The following is a 24,222-nucleotide window of genomic DNA, read 5'->3' as shown; positions in this document are numbered from 1 at the left end:
AAAGCCGCAAAATGACCCAACCTGCTTCCAAAACTGCGCTTGTCGTTGGCGCTACCGGACTCATTGGCAACGCGTTAACGCACCGCCTGCTGGACTCCTCCGCTTACGAAAAAGTGAAAGTACTGGTGCGGCATTCGCTGGGTTGGCAACATCCTCGCTTACAGGAAATTCAGTACGATTTCGACCATCCGAACAGCTTGCTGATCCGGGCCGATGACATTTTCTGTTGCCTCGGCACCACCATGAAAAAAGCCGGTTCGCGGGAGGCCTTTCGGAAAGTCGACTACCACTATCCCTTAGACGTTGCCAAACAGGCTTTGGTCAACCAGGCCCGACAATTTTTATTGGTTTCATCAATGGGGGCCAATCCCGGTTCGTCGATTTTTTACAACCGCGTCAAGGGCGAACTCGAACGCGACCTGACGGCCCTGCATTTTCCGGCCCTCTTGATTTTCCGGCCGTCCCTGCTGCTCGGCGACCGCAAGGAATACCGCCTGGGCGAGCGCATTGGTGAAGGATTGATGAAGCTGTTCAATCCGCTCATTCCAGCTAAATACAAGGGCGTCCGCGCCGAGAGTGTGGCCAGCGCGATGTGTCATAAAGCGCAGGACGATTTGAGCGGAACGCATATCTTTGAATCCGACCAGTTGCAGAATTACTAACCTCCTATGTACTCACCTTCCCTGATCCGCTACGGCCTGAACGAACCGTTGCCGGAACCCCGTACGCTCCGGGCTGGCCCGCTGACGATGCTTTACGACCGTGGTTTTCTGCGGTACATCCGGCTGGGCGACCATGAAGTGCTGCGGATGATCTACCACGCCGTCCGCGACCACAACTGGGCGACGGCTACCCGCACGCTCGAAGATGAAGTTATTGAACAACAGGACGATTCCTTCCGGATTCGCTACCGCTGCGAGTGCCGGAACGAAACCATTCATTTACGCTGGCAATGCGAAATCATCGGCGACCCCGACGGTACGATTCACTTTTCCATCGACGGCGAATCGCTGGCCGAGTTCCGGCGAAACCGCGCCGGTTTTTGCATTCTGCATTCGATCCCCGAATGCGCCGGAAAACCGTGTACCCTCACCCATCCCGATGGCAACCAGACCATAGCTCTCTTCCCGGAAGCCATCAGCCCCCACCAGCCGTTTTTCAATATCCGCGAAATGCAGTGGCCGACGGTTAACGGGGGGGCTGCGGTGTTGTGGTTTGTGGGCGATGTGTTCGAAACCGAAGACCAGCGCAACTGGACTGATGCCTCGTACAAAACGTATTGCACGCCCTTATCCAAACCGTTCCCGGTGACGCTAAAACCGGGCGACCGCATTCAGCAGTCGGTCGAGCTACGGCTGGTCGATGGCGGCTCCGGCCCGGTAGCTCCCCGAACGAATTCCAATGAAATTGCTATTTCAACAGAAACTACCCCAATTCCTGTACCGGCCATCGGAATCGGCTCCAATACCAATCCGTTGACGGAATCGACGGTACAGTTGCTGAAAGCCGCCGACTTCCACCACTTGCGCGTCGAGATCAACTTTCAGCAGCCTGAATGGCCCGACGTGCTGGCAAAAACCGTCGACGATGCCAGCCGGTTGGGTGTAACGATTGAATTGGCGCTGGTGTTTAATCAGTTATCGAGCTACGAACTGTACACGTTTTTAAAGGAACCCATTGATCCGGCTTTGATCGATTCGGTGCTGATTCTCAGCAACTTTGCCAAATCGACGCCTGGTACACTGCTCGATCAGGTTGTTTCGCCCCTCCGTCAGGCGTTTCCCAACGCCCGGATCGGGGCCGGAACCAACGCTTTTTTTGTGGCGGTTAACCGCGAAACACCCCCGACCGATGCCATCGATTTTCTGGCGTATGCCATCAGTCCACAGGCCCACGCGGTCGATAATCTGACGCTGGTCGAGAATGCCACGGCCCAGGCCGACACCGTCCGCGACGCCCGACGCTGGCATCCGGACGTGCGGGTTTCACCGGTCACGTTGCGCCCCCGGTTCAACCCCGACTCGACCGGCGACGATGCCGATTCAAGCGCTGCTCAGATGCCGTTTTCGACCGATCCCCGGCAGATGTCGTTGTTCGGAGCGGCCTGGACGCTCGCCAGTTTGAAGAACTTGATGCAGGCCGAAGCCCGGTCACTGACCTACTACGAAACCGTGGGCGAAGAGGGCGTTTTGCAGGGCAACGCCCCCTCAGCCTATCCGAACCAGTTTTTTGCCGAATCGGGTATGGTTTTCCCGCTGTATTGGGTGCTCCGGTTCGTAAACCGGTTTCAAGGCGGGGAAGTATTGCCGACCATCAGCAGCCACCCGTTCAAAACCGAAGCTTTATATCTTCGAAAAAATGGAAGAATGGCCCTCGTCCTCGCCAATCTGACCCATGAGCCGCAAACCGTACACGTTCCGGTTAGCCTGAATATAGCGGTTCGGATTTTGGACGAAACGACTTTTTCAAGCGCCTGTTTTTCGCCCGATAAATTTTGGGAGGAATCGGTCTCGTACCCGTCGCCCGACGAAACCGGAAATTTCTCCTTCAGGCTAGGCCCTTTTGCGACGGTGTTTGCGGAGGAAATGCCTGAGTGAGCGTACCCCTGTCAACCCCCAACCCCCTAAAGGGGGCTCAACGAATCCGGATCAAAAAGCCCGGCAGCGGCCGACCGTCCTTTAGGGGGTTGGGGGTTTGACAGGGCTTGCTCTTGGACAAACCAGAAAGGCGGTTTTCTTTAGTCAAACGCTTTGACAACCTCAGCCAGCGGAACGCCCAGCCACTGCCGGGCGATGGTGTCAAGCTGGATTTCGTCGCCCTGAATGTGCAGGGTCGTATGAGTGTGCGTCAATCGCCCACCAGGAGGAAGCGCGGCTGCGGGTGACGAGCTTTCGAGTTCATAAAACCGGCCCATTTGCGGTTGTCCCGGTTTCATCGGCCCGTCGTTGTACGAATTGACCACATCCCCGCCGTAAGGTTCCTTTTGAATCTCCCAGGCCGAGTTTACATAGTCGCGGTCGGCCGGATTGAAGGTGAAAGTCACCAGCGTCAGGGTTCGGGAAGTTGGGTCGTAGCTTCCCAGCCGGTTTTTGGCGCGGGCGGGTGGAACACCGATTTTACCGCGCTCGTTGGCGTCGGCCCGGAAATAAGCCACGCTTTCGTGCTGAACCAGGCGGCTAGCCGGGACTTTCCCGAAATAATCATCCTTGATCGCAGGTCCGTCGCCGGGTTGAAAAGGGATCACGACCGTAGCCTCCGGCGACGCGTTGTACATGCCCAGAATCCAGATCGACAACAAGCCTTTCGCTTTCGTCCACGGCTCTGGACCTTTGTTAATCAGCGTGTTGACCGATTCAACCCCTACGATTTTGAGGGAAGGGCTCAACGAAACCCCGGAAGCTCCCAGCGTCCGGCTGACCTGATCGGCATTCAGGAGGTGAATTTCCCGCTGGACACCCATTTTGAAGTGTGTTCCCGAATAATTGGTCAACGAAAACGCTTTCGAAAACCGGGCCGAACGTTCGTCTTTTGCAACCAGCGTAAACGGCTCGGAATCAATGGGTGCGGGCGTCTGCCAGTTGTCGCCGATGAATTCGGCACCGGGCTGGAAGTAAATGGCAAACTGGCCACCTTCCGGCCCCAGCCAAAACCGGTCTTCTCCCCCAAAGGCATTCATGTGCGGCTGCAATTTCCCCGACTCGATCAGTTCCCGGTTGATCCAGCCATAACTGGTCTCACCGTCGGCGGTGCTGGTCATGATGCGGCCCTGATACGCCGGGCAAACCAGCACCTGCGCATTTCCGTCTTTCAGCATGACTAAATCAGAATGGTGTTTTTGGAGGAAAGCGAGGTCGGCGGCAAACATGTGGGTTGAGGTCGAGTCGGTTTGGGCGGTTTTTTGATCGGTTGAAGAAGTCGGCTGGCAGGCAACAGCACCCAGCAGCCAGGGTAGCAGCGCCCAAGGACTTATTTTTTTCATGAATCAGGCTTAGGATTTATCAGAATTTCCCGAAATTTAAGCCCATCTTGATCAAATCCCGAAACCTTACCTAATCTTTCTCCGATTATGAGCGCTCAAGCCCACATTCGCCCGGCTGATTTTCAGGATGTTGCCACCCTGTACCGCTTTATTTGCGAACTGGAAGAATGCCAACTGAACGCGGTAGCCTTCCGGGCGGTTTTTCAACGCAACCTGACCGACCGCCGGGTGCATTACCTGGTAGCCGAAGTGGAAGGCGAAGTGGTCGGGTTTGTCAGTTGCCACGTCCAGTACCTGCTTCACCATACCGGTAAAGTCGGCGAGATTCAGGAGCTATACGTCCTGCCGGAATACCGGAACCAGCAGATTGGCCGGCAACTGGTGTCAGCGCTGGAGCAATTGGCCGACGAACAGGGATTTGTGAATCTAGAGGTCACAGCAAATCAGAAACGGACACATACGCACCGGTTTTACCAGCAGCTCACGTTTCGGCCCTCGCACTTTAAGTTTGTGAAAGAATTGCAGTCCTGATTTTTTCATAAACGAAAACGAAGAAATTACTCCCGTTTCGAAAAATAGTCATTGACATCTTTGTAGCCTTCTTTCACCGTTTTTACGCGGGTCGAGACGCCGTATTGGCCGAAGACTTCGCCATATTCCCGGGCGGCCTTCTGTCCGGCGGCATCGTTGTCGAAGTAGAAGCAAATTTCAAACCGTCGGAACTGTTTCATCCACTCCCGCTTGAACATCGTGGCGCTGCCGAGGCTCACGGCGGGCATCCCCTCCTGCATGAGTGTCATGCAGTCGAACGCGCCTTCCGTCAGGTACAGCGTCTGCCCGGTTTTCAGAATATCCATCACGTCGGCATTGAACAACTCGACCGGCACCCCGCTCAGGAACTGGTACCGGGAAACCGTATCGGTCGGATTGCCGATGACCCGGCCCTGCAAAAACAAAATGCGCCCCCGACGGTAATACGGAATGAGGATGGAATGCCGGTAAAAAATCAGATTCCCCTTCTCGTTGAACAAGCCCGCTTCCTGCAAATCCAGCAGGGCGTAGGTGTTGCGGAGATAAGCCTGGGCTGCGTGGTAGTCGTTGACGGTAAAAATCCGGAACTTCCGCAGCGTGGCTTCTGAAAAACCGCGTCCGGTCAGGTACTGCCACGCTTCATCCCGAACGGCGTTGCTGGGTTGTAGCTCACAAATCCGCCGAAAATCTTCGTAAATATCGCTGTGTAACGGTTTGTATTCGTAGGTTTTGGTGTCCGCTGGCAACGTCACTTTTTCCGGACGCGACAACCCGGTCTTCTGGATTTTTTCCAGTTTCCCCCGTTTGTACAGCTCCGGTTTGTAGTCAGGCAGGTAATTGAACGCGAGTTGATGCATGGCCGCCGTGTACTCCAGCCTGGACACGCCCGCGTAGAAATGGATCACATCGCCGTGCCGCCCGCACCCAAAGCAGTGGTAGGAGTTCGTCTGCGGATAGACGACCAACGAGGGCGTTTTTTCGGTATGAAACGGGCAGACGATCTTGCGGTTTTCGTGCAAAACATACCCCAAATCCGACACAACGCGGAGGATGCTGATTCCCCGGGTTTGAGCGAGCAAATCCATCTGGTAGTCGGTTAGTTTACCTAAAATAGACTGAGGATGATAAAAATAAAGTTAGGTAATCAATGGTTACAATATCAAATCCAAAACGGCATAATACAAAAAACCGGTGATTTCTGCATCAACAGAAATCACCGGTGATAAGAAGTAAGTATGCTTGCTTAGTTCAAAAAGCTCAACCGCAATTCAGCCAGTTGATTCCGGATCGAAGCGTCAATCTGGCGGTCGCCGATGCGAAGCACGTAGCCGCCAATCAGTTTCGGGTCGATCTTCTCTTCCAGTTTGATCTGCTTACCGGTATGCTTCGAAACCAGGCTGATGATTTCCTGCCGAAGCTCGTCGGTCAGCGGCACGGTCGTGGTCACCTGCACTTTCTGAATGCCTTTCAGCTCATTATACTGCCGCACAAACTCGTCGGCAATGACATCCATGATGCCTTCCCGGTTTTTCTTCGTAATGATGTTGAAAATCGAGAACGACAGCGGATCGACCCGACTTTCGAAAACTGCCCGCAGCACGGCCAGTTTCTTCTCGTGCCGCAGGATCGGGCTTTTCAGCGCCAGCATCAGATCCCGGTTTTGCCGGGTCACCTGCTGGAAAAACGTCATGTCTTTATACACCTCCTCGACCTTCTGCTTCTCCTGCGCCAGGTCGATCAGGGATTTCGCGTATCGGAATGCAACCGTAGATTCTGCCATTTTTACAATTAAGAGTTAAAAGTTAAAAATTAAAAATATCAGGCGTCAGCCTACTTTTAACTTTTAACTTTTAATTTTTAACTCAATTCAATCGTGATTCGGCGACCAGGCTTTTGACCAGTTCTTCCTGCGATTTTTTGTCGCTCAGTTCTTTGCGCAGCACTTTCTCGGCAATATCGAGTGACAAATCGATCACTTCGCGTTTTACCTGAGCCACCATGGCCTGGCGTTCCGATTGCAGTTCTTCGCGGGCTTTCTCAATGATGTGTTTGCCTTCTTCCGAAGCTTTGTCACGGGCTTCGGCGATGATGCGGTCGCTGGTTTCTTTGGCGCTCCGCAGAATGGCATCGCGCTCGGCGCGGGCTTCGGCCAGCAATTTCTGGTTGTCAGCCTGCAACTTGGCCATTTCCGTCCGGGTTTTTTCGGCCATATCCAGCGCTTTCTGGATATCATCTTCCCGTTCTTTCAGGCTTTCGGTAATCGGTTTCCAGGCAAATTTTTGCAGGATGAAATACAGCAGGCCGAAAACGACCACCATCCAGAACAATAACCCAATGTCAGGAATCAGCAGATCCATGGAAGTATGAAATTAGGATATAGAATAACGTATAAGTTCAGCAATTGATTAGAAAAGATCCGTCGGCTGGCTAGCCCAAACCGACGGATCTTTTCCGGTTTTGGTGAGTCGGATGCCAACGCCTATTGCAATCGGCGACTCGGATTCCGTGCTGGATTAGCCCAGGGAGATCAGCAGACAGATAACGGCCGCGAACAGTGCCACGGCTTCGATCAGCGCTGCGATGATCAACATCGCAGTCTGGATACGACCAGCCGCTTCTGGCTGACGAGCGATCCCTTCCATCGCTGAACCACCGATCCGGCCGATACCCAGACCAGCCCCGATAGCGGCCAGACCTGCGCCGATGGCGGCACCCATTACTGCGAAGCTACCCGTAGCTTCCAAAAGAATAGAGAGCAACATTGCAAACATGCTCGAGAATTGATTTATGGTGAAACAAAAAAATGCAAACGAAAAGTGGTTAATCGGTTTATGATTTATGGTTTAAAGTTTATCGTTGTAACAGAACTATAGACTTTAAATTATAAACCATAAACATAAACTCCCTCAATGTGCTTCCGGACCTTCGTACCCAACGCCGTGATCGGCTTCGTGGTGATCTTCGATGGCGCTGCCGATGTACATCGACGAAAGCAGCGTGAAGATGAAGGCTTGCAGGAATGCGACCAGCAACTCGATCAGGTTCATGAACAGCGAGAACACGACGATCAACGGGCTAACCCCCCAGCCCATGCCCGAGCCGCCCAGGTCATTGGCGATAAAAATGAGCCCCAGCAAGCTCAGAATGATGATGTGACCCGCCGTGATGTTGGCAAACAACCGGACCATGAGCGAGAACGGTTTCATGAACACGCCCACGATCTCGACCGGAATCATGATCGGCAGCAGGGCCACCGGTACGCCCGTCGGTTTGAACAAGTGCGCCCAGTAGTGTTTGTTACCACTCAGGTTGACGATCAGGAAGGTAATCACGGCCAGCGTCATCGTAATGGCGATGTTCCCGGTCAGGTTGGCCCCACCCGGCAACAGACCGAGCAGGTTATTGAACAGAATAAAGAAAAACAGCGTCAGCAGGAACGGCAGATACTTGTAGTATTTCGGGCCGATGTTCGGTTTGGCGATCTCGTCGCGAACGAACAGAATGATCGGTTCCAAAAACGACTGCAAGCCTTTGGGCGCCTTGCCTTTGTTCTTTTCGTAGCCATTCCGGACCGAGAAAAAGACCACAATCAGCAAAACTGCACTCAGCAACAGCGAAGCCACGTTCTTGGTGATCGAGAAATCGTATACTTTGAACGATTTGTCGGGTTCGCCGTTGGCTCCGGCGCGGTAGATTTTGTTGTGTTCTTTAACGTATCCGTTGTAATGCGTTTCGTGGGCAAAATGCGAGGAAGAGAACACTTCCAGACCCCGATCCTGCGTGTACAGAATGACCGGCAAGGGCAGCGTCAAACCGTGTGCAAATTCCCAGCCGTGGTCATCTTTAATGTGGTGCATAATCATATCACCCACATTGAATTTCTTTTCCCCTTCGGCGGCACCGTGTTCGCTGTGATCATCGTGTTGCGCATTGACGGCGACCAAGGTGCTCAGAAACAGGACAATACTTAAAAAACCGTTACGAATCAGGAGACGAAACATATGAAGTAAATGGTATGTATCACAAACCGCGTCGCAAGTTACGACTCAAAATGTAGATTTCAAAGGCTGTATAAAATATATATAATGCAAGAAAGTCGAGAATGAAGACCTTGACGGCGCTGACACCCTGCCACAAAAAGACCCCGACAAAGACCAGCGCCAGAATCAACCGGGCCACGATGGTAGCCATGTAAAAAGGCACGAATTTTTCGCGATTATTCTGAAAACCAATTCCCATGAGTCGGTGAATTAGAAACGAAATGCTAAGAAAAAAAATCAGCATGTATTTCCAATACGGATGAAGCCAGCCCGTGGCCCCAAGCTGTTCGGCTATAAAAAATACAATTGCCAGGAAGGCAGTAAACCCCAGGCTGGGAAGCATACTACGGTTGTTTGGGTAAACTACGAATAAAGAGGTAAAGCGAAGACCCAATGGCGAACAGGGAAAGTACCAGCGTCCAGATGGGCTTCTGATTGCCCTGCCACTCGTCCAGTTTGATCCCGCCCCAGACCCCCAGGCCAATGGTGGCCAGCATCTGAAAGCCGATGGCCGAGTATTGCACAAACGAGTTGGTCCGACGGGTGGCTTTCCGGAGCGGATCGTTCGGGCTGTCAGAAGGGGTTTTATCGGGTTCCATGCGACAAAGGTCTTATGTAGGTGTGAGGATTTTTGTATTTTTGTCTGAGTGGCACGCTTTTCGATACGGTTTTTGCCCGAACGACGTTACTAAATACGTATTGATCTGCGAAGGTAGAAAGCCTTCGGCCGGTTACCAAGCATCCGACTATTTTCCATGCAAGGCAGGTTTTTAAACCGATCTTTTGTCTCGTCTCCCCTACCAAATCTGTGCTGGTTTGCTCTTGTGTGGGCAGTCGTTGCAGTTTGGGTGAGCGGCTGTTCGCAGTACAGCACGAAGAAATTACCGGTTGCTTACCATAACCTGAACGCCCGTTTCAACGCTTACCTGATCGCCCGCGACCGCATCCGGGAAGTCGAACGGTACCGGCTCAAAACCTACCAGGAAAATTATAACCAGCCGCTGCCTATTCTGTTGCCGCTCGACTCCACAAAATTAGAACCTGTTCGGGCACAGCTCGACGATGCCATCAAGAAAGCATCGCTGGTAGCCGAACGACACCAGAATAGTAAATGGCTCGACAACAGTTATCTGTTGCTGGGTACGGCGCGACTGTACCGCCAGGATTACGGCAATGCAATGGAGGTATTCAAATACGTCAACACGAAAGGCGAAGGCGAAGATGAAAAGCATGAAGCGTTGATCGGCCTGATGCGGACGTATATCGAAACCGGTGATTACACGAATGGACTGGGGGTCGCCGAATACCTGCGCGCCCAGCCCCTCAACAAAGCCAACACCCGCGATTATTACCTGACCAAAGCGTACCTGCACCAGAAACGGCAGGAATACGCCATTTCGGCGGCTTTACTGGACGCTACGTTTCCCTTTTTGAAAAAAGGCGAAACAACAGCCCGCTTGCACCTCATCGCCGGGCAGATGTACGACTTGCTTGGCAAGTCCGACCAGGCGCTGGCCCACTATCAGAAGGTACAGAAAAACCGACCGACCTATGAGCAGTCTTTTTATGCGACTATCTATTCCATTCAGGGCGGGCGGACCAGCAGCGAACGGTTTAGCCGGATGCTGAACGATCGCAAGAATACTGATCTGAAAGATAAGATTTACTACACGATGGGCCTGCTCGAAGCGCGGAACGAGCGGTATCCCAAGGCCATCGAATACTGGAAAAAGTCCATTCAGGAAACGACGGCCAACACCACACAGATTCCTTATACGTACATGGAGATGGGAAAACTGTATTTCGAAAAAATGCAGGATTTCCCGTCCGCCAAAGCCTATTACGACAGCGCACTGGCCCTGTTGCCGGAACAGTCGGCGGATTACAAGGCACTGATGAACCGCAAGGTTTATCTGGACGAGTTTGTGGAAAGCCAGCGGACCATCCGAACCGAGGACAGTCTGCAAAAGCTGGCTCAATTGAACCCCGCTGCGCTCGACCGACATCTGAATGACGCCATCGACCGGAAACTGAAACAGGAACAGGAGTTGATGGCCAAAGCCCAGGCGCTGGCCGCTCAGACGGCCAACCGCCCCGCCAGCACCTCCGACATTCCGGCCGATCAGCGGTGGGTGTTGTACAATCCGCTTATCGTAACGCAGGGACGGGCCGAATTTACGCAGCGCTGGGGCAACCGGCCGCTGGAAGACAACTGGCGCCGAAGCCAGAAAGAATCAGCGGCTCAGTTGGTCCAGACGGATGCGTCGCCCCAAAGTGGCACACCCACCAACGGCACGAATGGCGAAATCGTCCTGACGGTTTCGGAGGCCGAGCGAAAAGCCCAGAAAGACGCCCTGTACGCAACCATTCCGCTCAGTCCGGAGGCCCTTCAGCAATCGAACCAGCGGCTGGAAACGGCTTACTATCAACTCGGCAAACTGTACAAATTCCAGTTCAACCAGCCCGACAAGGCTATTCCGACGTTTGAAACCCTCCTGACCCGGTTTCCAAACACTAGTTATAAACCGGAAGTCTATTACCTGTTGATGGTTTCGAACGATCAGCTAAATCGTCCCTCGACCTGGAAAGACAAACTGCTGGCCGAATTCCCCTCGTCTTCCTTTGCCCGCCAGATCGGGAAAACCGGTCCAAACGGTCCGCAAACTTCTACGGGAGAAAATGAAGCCCAGCGGATTTATGCCGGTATTTACGAACTCTACAAAGCCAATAATTTCACCGAAGCCCTCAGCCGGGCCGAAACCGCTCTGACCACCCTGACCGGCAGCGTACTCGAAGACAAGATGGCCTTGCTGCGGGTTATGCTGATTGGGAAAGTCCGTGGTGTCGAACCTTACCGCCAGGCGCTGATTGAGTTTATTCGTGATTATCCGACCAGTTCCCTCCTGCCCCGGGTCAAAGAGATGCAGGTGGCCGCCGAACAGCCGACCGCCAAACGGAAGTAGCGTTTTCGTTTAAATTGTGTACTTTTGGCTAATGCGTAAGCGTTAACTAATTGCACGATTTAATCACTAATTCTTCTATGTTCGAGTTACAACCGGGTTTGTACCGACGCCTGATTGCAAGACTCTGGAAATTGACCTTAGGTGGGATTCTCCTATTGATTCTGTATATAGTAGCGGTAAGTTTCAACTTTTTGTGGTTGTTTGGCGGTATGCCCAGCCTGAAAGCACTTGAGAACCCGCAGAGCTACCAGGCTTCTGAAATCTATTCCGAGGATGGAGTACTGCTGAGTAAATATTACCTCGAAAACCGTACGCCAATCGAAATCTCCCAGGTGTCTCCGAACGTTATTTCAGCTCTGTTAGCTACGGAAGATGCGCGGTTTGTCAAACATTCCGGGATTGACGCCCGCAGTATGTTCCGGGCCATCAGCGGGGTGCTGACGGGCCGAAGCAGTTCGGGAGGGGGCAGTACGCTGACGCAGCAGGTGGCTAAAAACCTCTTCGAAACCCGGACCGAAAAGTTCCGGGGTGTGTTGGGCAAAATTCCCTACGTCCGCGTCATCATCGACAAAACCAAGGAATGGATACTGGCGGTGCGGCTCGAACGCAATTACACCAAGCAGGAAATCATGATGATGTACCTGAATACGGTTTCGTTCGGGAACAACACCTTTGGGATTAAAACAGCCGCCAAAACCTATTTCAACAAAGAACCCTGGCAACTGAACGTCGAAGAAGCGGCTTTGCTGGTCGGGATGTTGCAGAACCCGTCGCGGTTTAACCCCCGGCTGTACGAAGAACGCTCGCAGGTCCGCCGGAATGTCGTGCTGTCCCAAATGCGGAAATACGGTTTTCTGAACGATGATCAGTTTGCGGTTTACAAACAGAAACCCATCAAGCTGGATTTTAACATCGAGAACCAGAACACCGGTCCGGCAGCTTACTTCCGCTCCGTCATCAAAACCGAAATCCGGAAGTGGCTCGATGAGTACAATGAAGCCCATCCGGACGAGGAACTGGACCTGGAAACCAGCGGTTTGAAAATCCGGACAACCCTTGATTCCCGGCTTCAGCGTTACGCCGAAGAAGCGGTGTACGAACACATGCGGGAACAACAGCGGAAGTTCTATGAACACTGGCGCGGCCGGAACCCTTGGGTCTACAAGGATAAAAACAAGCAATGGCGCGAAATGCCGGGCTACATCGAAACGGCCGCCCGGCGAACTCCCCGCTATATTTCGCTCAAGCAGGAATACGGCGACGATGAGCAGGCCATCTGGCGAGAAATGCGTAAGCCCGTGAAGATGAAAGTGTTTACGTATGGTGGTCGGCGGAATGAGAAAGATACCGTCATGAGCCCGCTCGACTCGATCCGGTATTACAAACGGTTTTTGAACGTCGGGTTTATGTCGATGGACCCCCGGAACGGGCACGTCAAAGCCTGGGTCGGTGGCATTAACTTCAAATACATGAAGTTCGACCACGTCAAGCAGGGCAAACGCCAACCGGGGTCGACGTTCAAACCGTTCCTGTACCTGGCCGCCATCGACAAAAACTTCCTGACGCCCTGCGACCGCGTGACCGACCAGCCGGTTCGTTTTGAACCGTATGAGGATCACAACGGCCCAAGAGCCTGGGTGCCCAACAATTCGAACGGCAAGTGGAGTTACCAGCCCTTATCGCTCCGGCAGGCGCTGGGCCGCTCCATCAACTCGGTGAGCGCTCACCTCATCAAGCAGGCAAAAGCGGCCTCGGTAATCGAGTACGCCCATAAGCTGGGTATCGAGAGTGAGTTGCAGGAGAACCCGACCTTGTGTCTGGGCACCAGCGATGTCTCGGTTTACGAAATGGTGGCAGCCTATTGCACCTTTGCCAACGGCGGCTACCGGGTTAAACCGCTGACGGTTCTGGACATTCGGGATAAAAATGGCAACCTGTTGAAAAGCTTTTTTGCCGAAAATAAGCTCGTCATCAACGCCAACACGGCTTACCAGATGCTGTACCTGATGCGTGGGGCCGTCGAAGATGCCGATGGTACGTCTCAACGGCTTCGGACCCAGTACAAACTGCTGGAAGGGGGTAACGAAATTGCGGCCAAAACCGGAACTACCTCCAGCTATTCCGACGGCTGGTTCATGGGCATAACCCAAAGTCTAGTATCGGGGTTGTGGGTCGGTGGCGACGACCGGACGATTCACTTCCGGGATATGGCGTTTGGACAAGGTGCCCGCATTGCCATGCCGGCCTGGGGCATGTACATGCAGAAAGTCTATGCCGATCCGACGCTGAAACGGGCGTTCCCGAAAGGGCCTTTCCGAAAGCCAGACGGTTTTAATTTGGCGCTCGACTGCGGGGGCGGTTACGCCATCGACTCCAGCCAACGCTACATTCCGCCCAAGGTTGTGAATCCGGAAGACGAAGAAATTCTGAATTAGACAAAAGATGTCAGACATGAGACAAGAGATGAATTGAGTAATTAGGTTATTTCTGTTATTATACCAGGCCGTGATTACCCCACCCCAACCCCTCCCCCGTAGGGAGGGGTTGGGGTGGGGTAAAACCTCGGGAACCAATACATCTCACATATCATGTCTGTTGTCTTTCCTCTCTCGTATGAAATTTCTGCTGGCTCCCGACAAATTCAAAGGTTCGCTGACGGCCCGTTCGGTTTGCGACGCCATGACCGAAGGCATTCGGCTGGCTGATCCACAGGCTGAAATCATAGCCCTGCCGATGGCCGACGGGGGTGAAGGAACCGCCGAAGTGCTGACGCTGGCGGCTGGGGGTGACTGGCTGGCGGTCTCGGCGCTCGACCCGCTCGGCAGGCCGATTCAGGCATCCTACGGTATTTCGGCCGAAGGGCAGACGGCCTTTATCGAAATGTCGCAGGCATCGGGTTTGCGGTTACTACAACGAGACGAGTACGACCCGCTCAAAGCCTCTACGTACGGCACGGGTCAGTTGATTCTGGATGCCAAAAACCGGGGTGTAAACCGACTGATCCTGGGCATTGGCGGCAGCGCAACCAACGACGGCGGCACGGGTCTGGCGGCTGCGCTGGGCTGGCAGTTTCTGGATGAAACCGGAAAACCGGTCGAGCCCTGTGGCGGCAACCTGTCCCGGATTAGCCGGATGGTACCGCCGGGCCAGGCCTTCGCGATGCAAGTCGATGTGGCCTGCGATGTAACTAACCCGCTCTACGGGCCAAATGGAGCAGCCGCTATTTACGGCCCGCAAAAAGGCGCTTCGCCCGAAATGGTTGAACAACTGGATCAGGGCTTACGGCATCTCGCCAGTCTGATCCGGGAGCAGTTCGGCGTCGACCTAGCGAACGTGCCGGGGGCCGGGGCTGCGGGCGGTCTGGGGGCCGGGGCACTCTTTTTCCTGAACGCGCGGCTGAAAGAAGGTGTCAACGTGGTCATGGAACAAACCCGGTTTACCGATCACCTTGATGGCGTCGACCTGGTGCTGACCGGCGAGGGGAAACTGGATAACCAGACGCTCCAGGGCAAACTGATTCACGGCATTGCGCAGCAGGCGCGGACGCAGGCCATTCCGACGATTGCACTTTGTGGTACCCTGGAAGCCGGGCCGGAAGCTATTCAGGCGTTGGGCCTCACCGCAGCCTTCTCCGTGCTGAACCGTCCCCAGTCGCTGGATGAAGCCTTGAATAACGCGTACGACGCCGTCCGGCAGACAACTTTTAACGTCATCCGCTTGTTATTGAACTAGGTTTACGGTATACAGTTTACGGTTTTCAGTTCATGGTACTGACATCTAGAACTCAGCACAGTGGACCGAATACTGTAAACTAAATACCGTAAACTGAATACCGCTTCCAATGGCCGAATTTGATTATAAAGCAGCCTTAGCAACCGTCCCGCACGAACCGGGGGTATACCGGTATTTCGATGCCTCGGGCGAAGTGATTTACGTCGGAAAAGCCAAAGACCTGAAAAACCGGGTCAGCAGTTATTTTGTCAAGTCGAACCAGCACGACCGCAAAACCCAGCGGCTCGTCAGCCAGATTCGGAAGATTGAGTTTACCATCGTTCATACCGAATTTGATGCGCTGTTGCTGGAAAACCAGTTGATCAAGCGCTTTCAGCCCCGGTACAACATCCTGCTCCGCGACGACAAGACCTATCCGTTCATCTGCGTTACGAACGAGCACTTTCCGCGCGTGATCACGACCCGGCGGATCGACCGCAAACTGGGCACGTTTTATGGCCCTTACGCGCAGTTACGGCCGATGTACGCGCTGCTGGAGATGTTCAGCCAGTTATTTACGCTGCGTACGTGTAACCTGAACCTCTCGCCCGAAAACATAGAGGCTAAAAAGTTCAAGGTTTGCCTGGAATACCACATTGGCAATTGCAAAGGGCCCTGCGAAGGTCTGGTCAGTGAACCCGAATACCTGAAAGACATCGAGCAGGTTCACACCATTCTGAAAGGAAACGCGGGCCCGGCGCAGCAGTATTTTAAGGAGCGCATGTTGGAATCGGCCAACCAACTGGCGTTTGAACAGGCCCAGCATTACAAGGAAAAGCTGGACGTGTTGCAGAACTTCCAGAGCAAGTCGACGGTGGTCAATCCCAAAATTGCGGATGCCGATGTGTTTACGATCGCGTCTGACGAGTCGGCGGCTTACATCAACTTCATGAAAGTGGTCAATGGGACCATCACGCAAGCCAATACCGTCGAGGTTAAGAAAAAACTGAACGAAACCGACTCCGACCTGCTTACGATGCTGATTGTCGAATTTCGGACGCAATACGGCAGTGAGGCCAAAGAGATTATTACCAACATCCCGCTGGAAACCGACTTGAAGGCCGACATTACGGTGCCGCAGATCGGCGACAAAAAGAAGTTGCTTGATATGTCGCTGAAAAACGTGCTGTATTTTCGCCGGGAACGGGCCGAGCGGGCAGCCGCCGAAGCCACTGGCAACTCCAACCGCAAAGACCGGGTGCTGATCCGGCTAAAGCAGGATTTGCAATTGAAAACACTCCCCCACCGCATCGAGTGTTTTGACAACTCGAACATCCAAGGAACTAACCCGGTTTCGGCGATGGTCTGCTTCATCGACGGCAAACCGTCGCCCAAAAACTACCGTCATTTCACGATCAAAACCGTCATCGGGCCGAACGACTTTGCTTCCATGCACGAGGTCGTCACCCGGCGGTACACGCGTGTGCTGGATGAGCAAACCGGTTTGCCGGACCTGATCGTGATCGATGGTGGCAAAGGGCAGTTAAGTGCTGCCTGTGAAGCCCTGAAAGAATTGAATCTCTATGGACAGGTACCGATTATCGGGATTGCGAAGCGTCTGGAAGAAATCTATTTTCCGGAAGACAGCCTGCCCCTGTACATCGACAAAAAATCTGAATCGTTAAAGCTCATTCAGCGCATCCGCGACGAAGCCCACCGGTTTGCCATCACGTATCATCGCGACAAACGAAGCAGGAATAGCCTGATTAGTGAACTCGAAAATATTGAGGGCATTGGCAAGAAAACGGCGGCCAAGTTGTTGAAGTACTTCAAAGGCGTCAAAAAGATCCGGGAAGCACCGATCGATGATATTGCGACGGTGGTGGGAAATGACAAGGCGCAAAAAATCAGGCAGTATTTCGAAACGATCAATCAAGCCTGAGCTAACAAAAAAGGGAAGCCGGTGGCTTCCCTTTTTTGTTGCGGTTTCGGATTAATACTCCCACAAACCGTGCTCTTCTTCCATCAGTTTCTGCTCGATCTGATACGATTGCATCAACCCTTCCCGCTCGCTGCCGTACTGACCGATCAGGTCGCGGTCTTTCGGGTTCGATACTTTGTAAATCCGTCCCCAGAACAACCGCAGGTCAAAGGCGTCGGCCAGGTTTTTGTGCTGAGCCTGGTTCTGCGAGTTGTACCAGATGAATTTCTTCGGATCGCTACGGAACAGCTTGTCCAGGTCTTTGTATTTGAAATACGCCACCTGCGTTTCCAATCCTGACGGGCTTTTATCCGCCGGAATCACGATGCCTACGGTTTGAATATCATAGTACAACCGGGAACGCTTCCGATCGAAAACCCAATCCTCCTTGATATCCAGCACACTGAATTCGTCAGCCAGCCGTTCGTTGGACGCATCGAAGGGGGAAGCCGCTTTGGCCAACGCTGCTGAATCAACCTTCGGCTGTTCCGGAACAACCGGAGCCGGTTTCACCGGTTTTTTGCCTTTGGTGTTTTTGGCGGTGACTTTTTTCTTCGGCGCGGGCGTTCCCCAACCATCGTCTACGGGTTGCGCTTTTGCGGTTTTTGGCGCGGGCGTTCCCCAACCATCATCCACGGGTTTGGCGGCTGCTTTCTTGTCTTTTGGTGCCTCGCCCCAGCCATCGTTGGTTTTCTGGGTTTCGTCGCCAAAACCGGCCGCTTTCTCTTCCGCCGTCAAAGCAACGCCCTGGTCGGGTATGCGTAGTTTTTCGGCGAATTTTTCAACCGGCAACGGGGTGTTCACCGAGTCGTTGGGATAGGCTACCAACACCCCGGCTTTCACGGCGTCGATCAGGTATTTGGTAATCTGATTGTTCTTCGAGAACATCGCCTGATTCTGCTTCTCGTTCAGGTCGACACGACGCCATAATGTTTTCTTCATCATGATGTCGTTCTCGTTGATCTCGCGAACCGACAACGGATTGGTTTTCGTGTTATCCCGCTCCTGCGCCTGTGCCACCCCGCCTGCCATCACGGCCAACACGGCCGCTACGGCTACACTTCCCGCCTGTTTCATGACCTTGTGCTTTTTGCTTCTGTTCTTCACAATAACGAATTGATCGTCAGTTCTTATACGGTTAGTACAAGATAATTGGGAAATATTTTTGAGTAACCGGAACATCGCTAATTTCTCCACGGAAGTTCTGCCGTTGCACTCCTTCCACTTCAATAACATAACGCATTCCAGGCTGGGCTTCTGAAGCCAAACTGCCGACGCTACCCCCATTAGGGCCTAAAGAAATTGGTCCAGCGATCCGACGGCTACCTTGAGCAAGTGATACCGTGAATCCCGATACACGGAATTTGGCGTCATCCGGCATGAAGTTTTTAAAGCTTTCATCCGGAATAGCCCGAACTTGAATTGAACGCACACTGGATACAGGAGCTCCCTTTCGCTCATCGTATTCCGCTCCACCAATAAAAAGTTTCAGGGTTGGACGAGGTACTCGATTTACTTTGAAAGTATTAGTTCCCAGCAAGCTACCGCCATTGTTAACATTCAATGTTACCTGTGTGGAACTCGGGATCACCGTGATTTTACCCCGCTCACCGCTGGTCAGTACGGCAGCGCCGTTAGCCGTGAAGGACGGATTCCAAAGTGCTCCGAGCTGCGGACTTTGAATGCTTAGTTTGTTGGCGCAACCGAGGTACAAAGGCGGCAACGAAGCCGTTTCGATCTCGTACGACGGTTTGGCAACGAAATATTCCTGATTGAAATTAACGGTTTTCATGCCGTCCGGAGCCTGGTAGCTAATGGAACCAACCAGCGTACGACGGGCCAGGCCGTTCTTGTCATACGTACCACCCTGGGCCGTAAATTCAATCTTACCGACGCCATTTTCAACCCGTACCGCTCCATTATTCAGGCTCATCCGGGGCGTAATTCCGCTCGACGAAGCCGCCAGGAACATTTCCCCTTTGAACTTTGTACCGGCCACCACCACTTTCGACTCCATGCTGACCATCGCCAGAATTTTGTCAAACTTGATGTCCTGCGCGCCCACTTTACCCGCCAGGTAATCCAGCACTTCGCCCTCCATCCGACGGATGTCCGACTGCCGCTGGCTCAAAACCGCCAAAGCCGCCGGAACCGGGGTTTGTTCAAAGTTCAGTTCGGCAAAATCCTTGTTGCGCTGGTCTCTCGAACGGCTGGCAATCGGATCATCTTTCGCATCCACAGCCAGCGGAGTGAACTTTGCGTTCGGATTGTACTTCTGCAATTGCTGAACGTACTGATTCAATTTTGCCTGCAATTCGTAAGCTTTTCCGTTCTTGTTGTTCCCGATCATGATGGAACCAACCCGCGTTTCTTCGTTCGGGTTTTTGATGTTTCCCTCCTCATCGCGACCGCCACCGGCTTCGTTAATGATCTGATCTTTCAGCGCATCCAGTTCGGCAACCACACCGGATGTCAGTTCACGCACTTCCTGCGCCTGTTTGACTATGGCTAAATCTGCGGCCCGGTTTCCAGATTTTTCCACCGTGGCCCGGATATTATCTAACGTAGACTGATTAATTCGATTGGCTGAACCCGTCGATGTTTCCAAACTGTTGTTCAGCAGAATAAACTTTTCCAGTAAGGCCGAACTAACCTGTAAGGCCAGCATGGCGGTCAATACCAGATACATCATCCCGATCATTTTCTGCCGGGGTGTTTCTTTTCCTCCTGCCATTAGTGTATGGTAGTGTAAGCTGTAATGTAGAGTTGAAGATTATTTCGCACCGTTCCCGCGCATGGCCGTCAACATGCTGCCGTATACGTTGTTGAGCGACGACAGGTTGTTGGTCAGTTTCGACAGTTCGGTTTTGAACTGCTGCGTATCGCGGCTGGCATCGGCCATATTTTCCATCGCGCTCGTTAGGTTGCCGTAGAAAGCGTTCATGGCTTTCAGGTGCTTGTTCGTATCCTGCAATTCGAGTTCATAAACGGCATTCAACGCGCCCATGCTCTGCGTAATCTTCTGGAACTGAGCCCGGTATTCTTTCGCATCCTGCGTGGCATCCGCCATGGCATTCATGGCCGTCACGGCCACTCCATACGACTTGTTCATGTCGTTGATGGCGCTGGCAGCCTGCCGTACATTTTGCGCGTATTCGTTAGTCGCAACGGTAGCCTCCGAAACATCCCGCATCCGGCCTACGGTATCGGTAAAGCTGCGCAGACCCGTTCCCAGTTTCTCAAAAATGTCCGGCGTCACTTTCGCATCGGCCAGCATTTTATCCATATTCGCTGTCAAACCGTTGCTTTGCAGCGCCGGTCCACGTTTCGGTAACTCACCTTTATAATCGTCGGCCAGTTCCGGATAAACTCGGGTCCAGTCCGGTTCGGTTTGGGTAGGCTGGAAAAAGGTTTGTAAAGCAAAAAGGGCAAAAATGGCGGCTTCCACGGACAAACCGATCGTCAGCATGGGGCCACCCCAATCATAGTGTTGAATTTTACCTAACGCCCCAAGGACAACGACAGCCGCCCCGGCGCTATATACAGTAGGAAGAACCTTATCAAAGAAAACATTCGAGCCGTTACTTTTAGCCATGATATTAGAGAAAAAAAGGTAAGCCTTGTATTTTGTTTAAGAGTTTACAGGGTAAGAATGCAGATGCCAAACCGGGTGGATTAACGGCGCCGGGCTCCGCCTGAAGCCGTGCGGCCCTGAAGGTTGTCCATCACGCACCGGAAACCGATGTACGAACGCTTGTTGTACTCGTATTCGTAGTAGCGTGTGCCGGTTTCCAGGTAATACGAGATGTCTTTCCACGAACCACCCCGTACAACCTTCCGGGGCTCGTCGGCATTCTGGTTATCCGGGTTCATATCCCAGACGATGGCCGAAGCATTCTCGGCGTAGGCATCCCGGGTCCATTCCGCCACGTTTCCGGCCATGTTGTACAGACCGTATTCGTTGGGGTTGTAGGCATTAGCCGGGGCGGTATACGGATACCCGTCGGCGTCGAAGTTTCCGCGTTGCGGTTTGAAGTTAGCCAGATAACAGCCTTTGCCGTTCGCTACGTACGGGCCACCCCAGGGATATTTGGCGGAGTTCCGTCCACCGCGTGCGGCCCATTCCCATTCGGCTTCGGATGGTAAGCGGTAGCGGGGCGATACAAATTGCCCTTCTTTCGTACGGTAATCGTTGTAGAGGTTCGTCCGCCAGTTGCAGAAATACTGAGCCGCCTGCCAGCTTACGCCCACCACCGGGTAGGTATCGAAAGCCGGGTGCGAAAAGTAATACTCCAGCATCGGGTCACCGTTGTGGTACGTAAAGTCGTTTTTCCAAACGGTGGTATCCGGGTAATACTTGCTCATGATTTCCTCTTCACCGAGCACCGAAACCGAGTCCGTCAACAGGGCGTTGACAAACTGCCGGTATTCGTGGTTAGTGATTTCGGTATCATCCATGTAGAAGGAACTAATCGTCACCCGGCGGTTCATGTTTACCTGCGTGGCAGCCAGATCCTCATCGGCCTGCCCCATCATGAACGAACCGGACGGGATCAGCACCATGCCATACGGCGTTGTCTGTTTCCAGCCTTTCCGGCCGGCGGCAGTGATCTCCCCGTTGGTTACCCCAACGTCTTCCCCTTTGCCTTTTCCTCCTCCGAATTTGGACTTGATAAACCCGCAACCCTGCATCAGCAGAATCGTTGCCACCACCATCACCCCTCGGGCTGCGTTGCCGGTAAACCACTTATGACTCATAGTTGTATGGTACGTTAAAATCTGTTTCGCGTGCAAACCAGTCTTAGAACGAAAATAAAGCATTTTATTGTATACGTACAGTTGAATTGATTAAATGCAATTTATTATTCCAGAAAAGTGCAAACTTTCATGCGAACCGTTTTATCACCTGTCCAACTAATTTTCAAAATTATTACTTTGCCGCTAAACAGCCTAACAATAATTACGCCAATAAGTTGGAAGCCGGTAACGAATACGGGTCGATGCCGGTTTCGCGCTTTCATCAATACCGGAAACGAGGAGTCCGGATGATCGGTTTCCGACCACTACGTGGTTCCGGAAGTGAGTACGACAGCAGCAATTCGTGGGAAGTGGGACTCTTGGCCCCTTGATTACCCACCACAAAATCGAAGGCATAACCAAATCGCAACGCATTGTTACGCAGCAGGCTAACTCCGCCTGTCAACGTAAACGCATCGCCCTGCCGATACCCCAGCCCAACCCAATGCCGTTTGTCATACATGCCCATCACGTTTACCTCCAGCGACGAGTACGTTCCATTCGTATTAAACTTGTAAAGGGCCGCCGGTAAAATATCGATCAGATCATTCCAGGCATACCGGTAACCCGCCGTTAAATAAGCCGTTCGGTACAAGGAATTGCCGTTTGCTTCGCTGCCTAATTCGTAATCCGGCTGGGTCAGGTGTTTCATGCTGAAACCGACATTGTACGTCTCGGTTTGGTAGGCAATTCCAGCGCCCAGATCAGGCCGGGTTTGGTTGACACGCCCGTTGGCAATCAGGGGATCGCCGGGTTCGTTGGGGCGCAGCCGGTCGTAATTGATCGACCAGTTGTGGAGCCCGCCTTCAGCCCCGATGGAAAGCGTTCCTTTCTTGATCGGCAACCGGACCGCATAAGCCAATTGTACCCGCTGAAATCCCTGGGGACCGAATCGTTCGTTAACCGCGTATAGGCCCACGCCACTCCGGATCTGATTCAGGGGCATGTTGAACGAGAACAACTGTGTGTTGGGTGCCCCACCTTCGTCAAACGTACCCTGATACCCCAGATACTGGGTCCGGTGGACCAACTGAAACCGGGCTACGCCTTCCGACCCGACCGCTGCCGGATTGTAGTAGACCGGATTTAACATAAACATGCTGAATTGCGGGTCCTGATCTTGCGCTTGTACCCCCGAAACCGGGAGTAAGCAGGCCATTCCTACCAGGATAACGTAGAACGTACGAATCATACAACTATCAGATCATCTATCAGTAAGTTTCTTGAATCGAACCACCGGTTAAACCGATTGTTCGGCTCGTTGTCACGCCAAGCAGCATGTTACCTATTAAACGGAGATTTTCCAAAAATATTGGTGGAAAAAGGACGGTTTAAAACAGCGGTTGCGCGGTCTGAAGGAGAACAGGGGCTCGTCTTCGCTCTCTTCTTCAAACCGCGCAACCTCATTCAGGCATCGGCCGGGCTACTAGCTGTTGGCTTTTTTAATGTATAACTCAAGCGCACCCGCCATCGAAGGAGCGTTGGGCAAAGGTGCTTCAATATCGAGAATAAACCCGGCTTCAGTAACAGCCCGCGCCGTGGTGGGGCCAAAAGCCGCCATTCGAATGCCGTTTTGCTGGAAGTCCGGAAAATTGTGCAGCAGGGAGTTGACGCCCGACGGGCTGAAAAAAGCAATGATGTCGAACGCGTTGACCGGCAGGTCCGACAGATCCGTCGGTACGGTTTCGTACATGACAGCTTCGGTCAGGTGCAAGCCGCTGGTATCCATGAAATCCGGAATGTCGTTGCCCCGGATGTTGGAGCAGGGAAACAGAAATTTTTCGTTCTTGTGCTTCCGAATCAGATCGAACAGGTCGGCAGCAGTTTTGGTGCCTGTAAAAATTTTCCGCTTCCGGATGACGATGTATTTCTGCAAGTAATTGGCGGTTTGCTCCGTGACGCAGAAGTACTTCATATCGGCGGGCATTTCCATCCGGGCCTCCTGGCAAATCCGGAAGAAGTGATCGACGGCATTGCGACTGGTAAAAATGATCGCCGTATGATCGAGGATGTTGATTTTCTGCTTCCGAAAGTCTTTGAAAGACACCCCCTGAATCTGAATGAACGGGCGAAACTCGATCTGCAGTTTGTACTTGTCTGCAATGTCAAAATAAGGTGAATTGGCATCGGCAGGGCGGGCTTGCGTCACTAAAATACTGGCAACTTTCGTTAGCCGCTCCTGGTCGTTCTTCGCAGAAATCTCACTCATCGAATTCCTCG

21 protein-coding genes are annotated in these 24,222 nt (G+C 52.9%); 7 read left to right on the top strand and 14 right to left on the bottom strand.

The genetic code is table 11. The annotated features are described in order from the left end of the window. The first annotated feature begins 11 nt into the window (after positions 1–11). A complete protein-coding gene (locus ACO2Q8_RS19760; protein WP_423346572.1) occupies positions 12–662 on the top strand; it encodes an oxidoreductase in 651 nt (216 codons plus the stop codon). A 6-nt stretch (positions 663–668) separates the two neighbouring features. Continuing rightward, on the top strand, positions 669–2,597 hold the full coding sequence (locus ACO2Q8_RS19755) for a hypothetical protein (RefSeq protein WP_423346571.1): 1,929 nt from the start codon (positions 669–671) through the stop codon (positions 2,595–2,597). A 140-nt stretch (positions 2,598–2,737) separates the two neighbouring features. Here ACO2Q8_RS19755 and ACO2Q8_RS19750 read toward each other — a convergent pair whose 3' ends face one another. After that, positions 2,738–3,979, bottom strand: coding sequence for a DUF6786 family protein (locus ACO2Q8_RS19750; protein WP_423346570.1), 1,242 nt, complete (start codon positions 3,977–3,979; stop codon positions 2,738–2,740). An 87-nt stretch (positions 3,980–4,066) separates the two neighbouring features. Here ACO2Q8_RS19750 and ACO2Q8_RS19745 point away from each other — a divergent pair, with 87 nt between their 5' ends. Next, entirely contained in the window at positions 4,067–4,510 is a 444-nt protein-coding gene (locus tag ACO2Q8_RS19745) for a GNAT family N-acetyltransferase (protein WP_423346569.1), read from the top strand. 26 nt (positions 4,511–4,536) lie between these two features. On the opposite strand, the gene ACO2Q8_RS19740 is transcribed toward ACO2Q8_RS19745, so the two are convergent. From ACO2Q8_RS19740 to ACO2Q8_RS19710, 7 genes are all read right to left on the bottom strand, one after another. After that, the gene (locus ACO2Q8_RS19740; protein ID WP_423346568.1) at positions 4,537–5,595 is read right to left on the bottom strand and encodes a CHC2 zinc finger domain-containing protein; all 1,059 of its coding nucleotides are present in this window, start codon (positions 5,593–5,595) and stop codon (positions 4,537–4,539) included. Positions 5,596–5,753: 158 nt separating this feature from the next. Then, complete coding sequence (gene atpH / locus ACO2Q8_RS19735) at positions 5,754–6,290, bottom strand: ATP synthase F1 subunit delta (RefSeq protein WP_423346567.1); 537 nt, start codon at positions 6,288–6,290, stop codon at positions 5,754–5,756. Positions 6,291–6,372: 82 nt separating this feature from the next. Then, positions 6,373–6,867: a F0F1 ATP synthase subunit B gene (atpF, locus tag ACO2Q8_RS19730; protein WP_423346566.1), complete on the bottom strand. Its 495-nt coding sequence runs from the start codon at positions 6,865–6,867 to the stop codon at positions 6,373–6,375. A 156-nt stretch (positions 6,868–7,023) separates the two neighbouring features. Beyond that, positions 7,024–7,281 carry an ATP synthase F0 subunit C gene (gene atpE / locus ACO2Q8_RS19725; RefSeq protein ID WP_114404108.1) on the bottom strand — a complete coding sequence of 86 codons (258 nt, stop codon included), beginning with the start codon at positions 7,279–7,281 and terminating at the stop codon, positions 7,024–7,026. A gap of 135 nt (positions 7,282–7,416) precedes the next feature. Further along, a complete protein-coding gene (atpB, locus tag ACO2Q8_RS19720; protein WP_423346565.1) occupies positions 7,417–8,511 on the bottom strand; it encodes a F0F1 ATP synthase subunit A in 1,095 nt (364 codons plus the stop codon). A 19-nt stretch (positions 8,512–8,530) separates the two neighbouring features. Further along, a complete protein-coding gene (locus tag ACO2Q8_RS19715) occupies positions 8,531–8,893 on the bottom strand; it encodes a hypothetical protein (RefSeq protein ID WP_423346564.1) in 363 nt (120 codons plus the stop codon). A gap of 1 nt (position 8,894) precedes the next feature. Then, positions 8,895–9,149, bottom strand: a complete 255-nt coding sequence (locus tag ACO2Q8_RS19710) for an AtpZ/AtpI family protein (protein ID WP_423346563.1) — start codon at positions 9,147–9,149, stop codon at positions 8,895–8,897. A gap of 225 nt (positions 9,150–9,374) precedes the next feature. Here ACO2Q8_RS19710 and ACO2Q8_RS19705 point away from each other — a divergent pair, with 225 nt between their 5' ends. From ACO2Q8_RS19705 to uvrC, 4 genes are all read left to right on the top strand, one after another. After that, positions 9,375–11,513 carry a tetratricopeptide repeat protein gene (locus tag ACO2Q8_RS19705; protein WP_423346562.1) on the top strand — a complete coding sequence of 713 codons (2,139 nt, stop codon included), beginning with the start codon at positions 9,375–9,377 and terminating at the stop codon, positions 11,511–11,513. Positions 11,514–11,590: 77 nt separating this feature from the next. Next, positions 11,591–13,948: a penicillin-binding protein 1A gene (locus tag ACO2Q8_RS19700; RefSeq protein WP_423346561.1), complete on the top strand. Its 2,358-nt coding sequence runs from the start codon at positions 11,591–11,593 to the stop codon at positions 13,946–13,948. A gap of 178 nt (positions 13,949–14,126) precedes the next feature. Further along, positions 14,127–15,245: a glycerate kinase gene (locus ACO2Q8_RS19695; RefSeq protein WP_423346560.1), complete on the top strand. Its 1,119-nt coding sequence runs from the start codon at positions 14,127–14,129 to the stop codon at positions 15,243–15,245. Positions 15,246–15,354: 109 nt separating this feature from the next. Continuing rightward, positions 15,355–17,166, top strand: coding sequence for an excinuclease ABC subunit UvrC (gene uvrC, locus ACO2Q8_RS19690; protein ID WP_423346559.1), 1,812 nt, complete (start codon positions 15,355–15,357; stop codon positions 17,164–17,166). Positions 17,167–17,217: 51 nt separating this feature from the next. Here the strand turns inward: uvrC and gldN are convergent, their stop codons facing one another. From gldN to ACO2Q8_RS19660, 6 genes are all read right to left on the bottom strand, one after another. After that, on the bottom strand, positions 17,218–18,282 hold the full coding sequence (gldN, locus tag ACO2Q8_RS19685; RefSeq protein ID WP_423346558.1) for a gliding motility protein GldN: 1,065 nt from the start codon (positions 18,280–18,282) through the stop codon (positions 17,218–17,220). A 61-nt stretch (positions 18,283–18,343) separates the two neighbouring features. After that, positions 18,344–19,939 carry a gliding motility protein GldM gene (gene gldM / locus ACO2Q8_RS19680; protein WP_423346557.1) on the bottom strand — a complete coding sequence of 532 codons (1,596 nt, stop codon included), beginning with the start codon at positions 19,937–19,939 and terminating at the stop codon, positions 18,344–18,346. A 39-nt stretch (positions 19,940–19,978) separates the two neighbouring features. After that, positions 19,979–20,800 (bottom strand): gliding motility protein GldL, encoded by an 822-nt coding sequence (gene gldL, locus ACO2Q8_RS19675; protein WP_423346556.1) that lies wholly within the window; start codon positions 20,798–20,800, stop codon positions 19,979–19,981. An 80-nt stretch (positions 20,801–20,880) separates the two neighbouring features. After that, positions 20,881–21,963: an SUMF1/EgtB/PvdO family nonheme iron enzyme gene (locus ACO2Q8_RS19670; protein ID WP_423346555.1), complete on the bottom strand. Its 1,083-nt coding sequence runs from the start codon at positions 21,961–21,963 to the stop codon at positions 20,881–20,883. A gap of 262 nt (positions 21,964–22,225) precedes the next feature. After that, on the bottom strand, positions 22,226–23,194 hold the full coding sequence (locus tag ACO2Q8_RS19665) for a PorP/SprF family type IX secretion system membrane protein (protein WP_423346554.1): 969 nt from the start codon (positions 23,192–23,194) through the stop codon (positions 22,226–22,228). 234 nt (positions 23,195–23,428) lie between these two features. Next, positions 23,429–24,211 (bottom strand): uroporphyrinogen-III synthase, encoded by a 783-nt coding sequence (locus ACO2Q8_RS19660; protein WP_423346553.1) that lies wholly within the window; start codon positions 24,209–24,211, stop codon positions 23,429–23,431. Positions 24,212–24,222 lie beyond the last annotated feature (11 nt).

The organism is Larkinella sp. VNQ87 (assembly GCF_049445795.1).
Taxonomy (GTDB): domain Bacteria; phylum Bacteroidota; class Bacteroidia; order Cytophagales; family Spirosomataceae; genus Larkinella.
The sequence above is the reverse complement of the archived record's forward strand: the minus strand, read 5'-3'. Positions and strand labels throughout refer to the sequence as shown.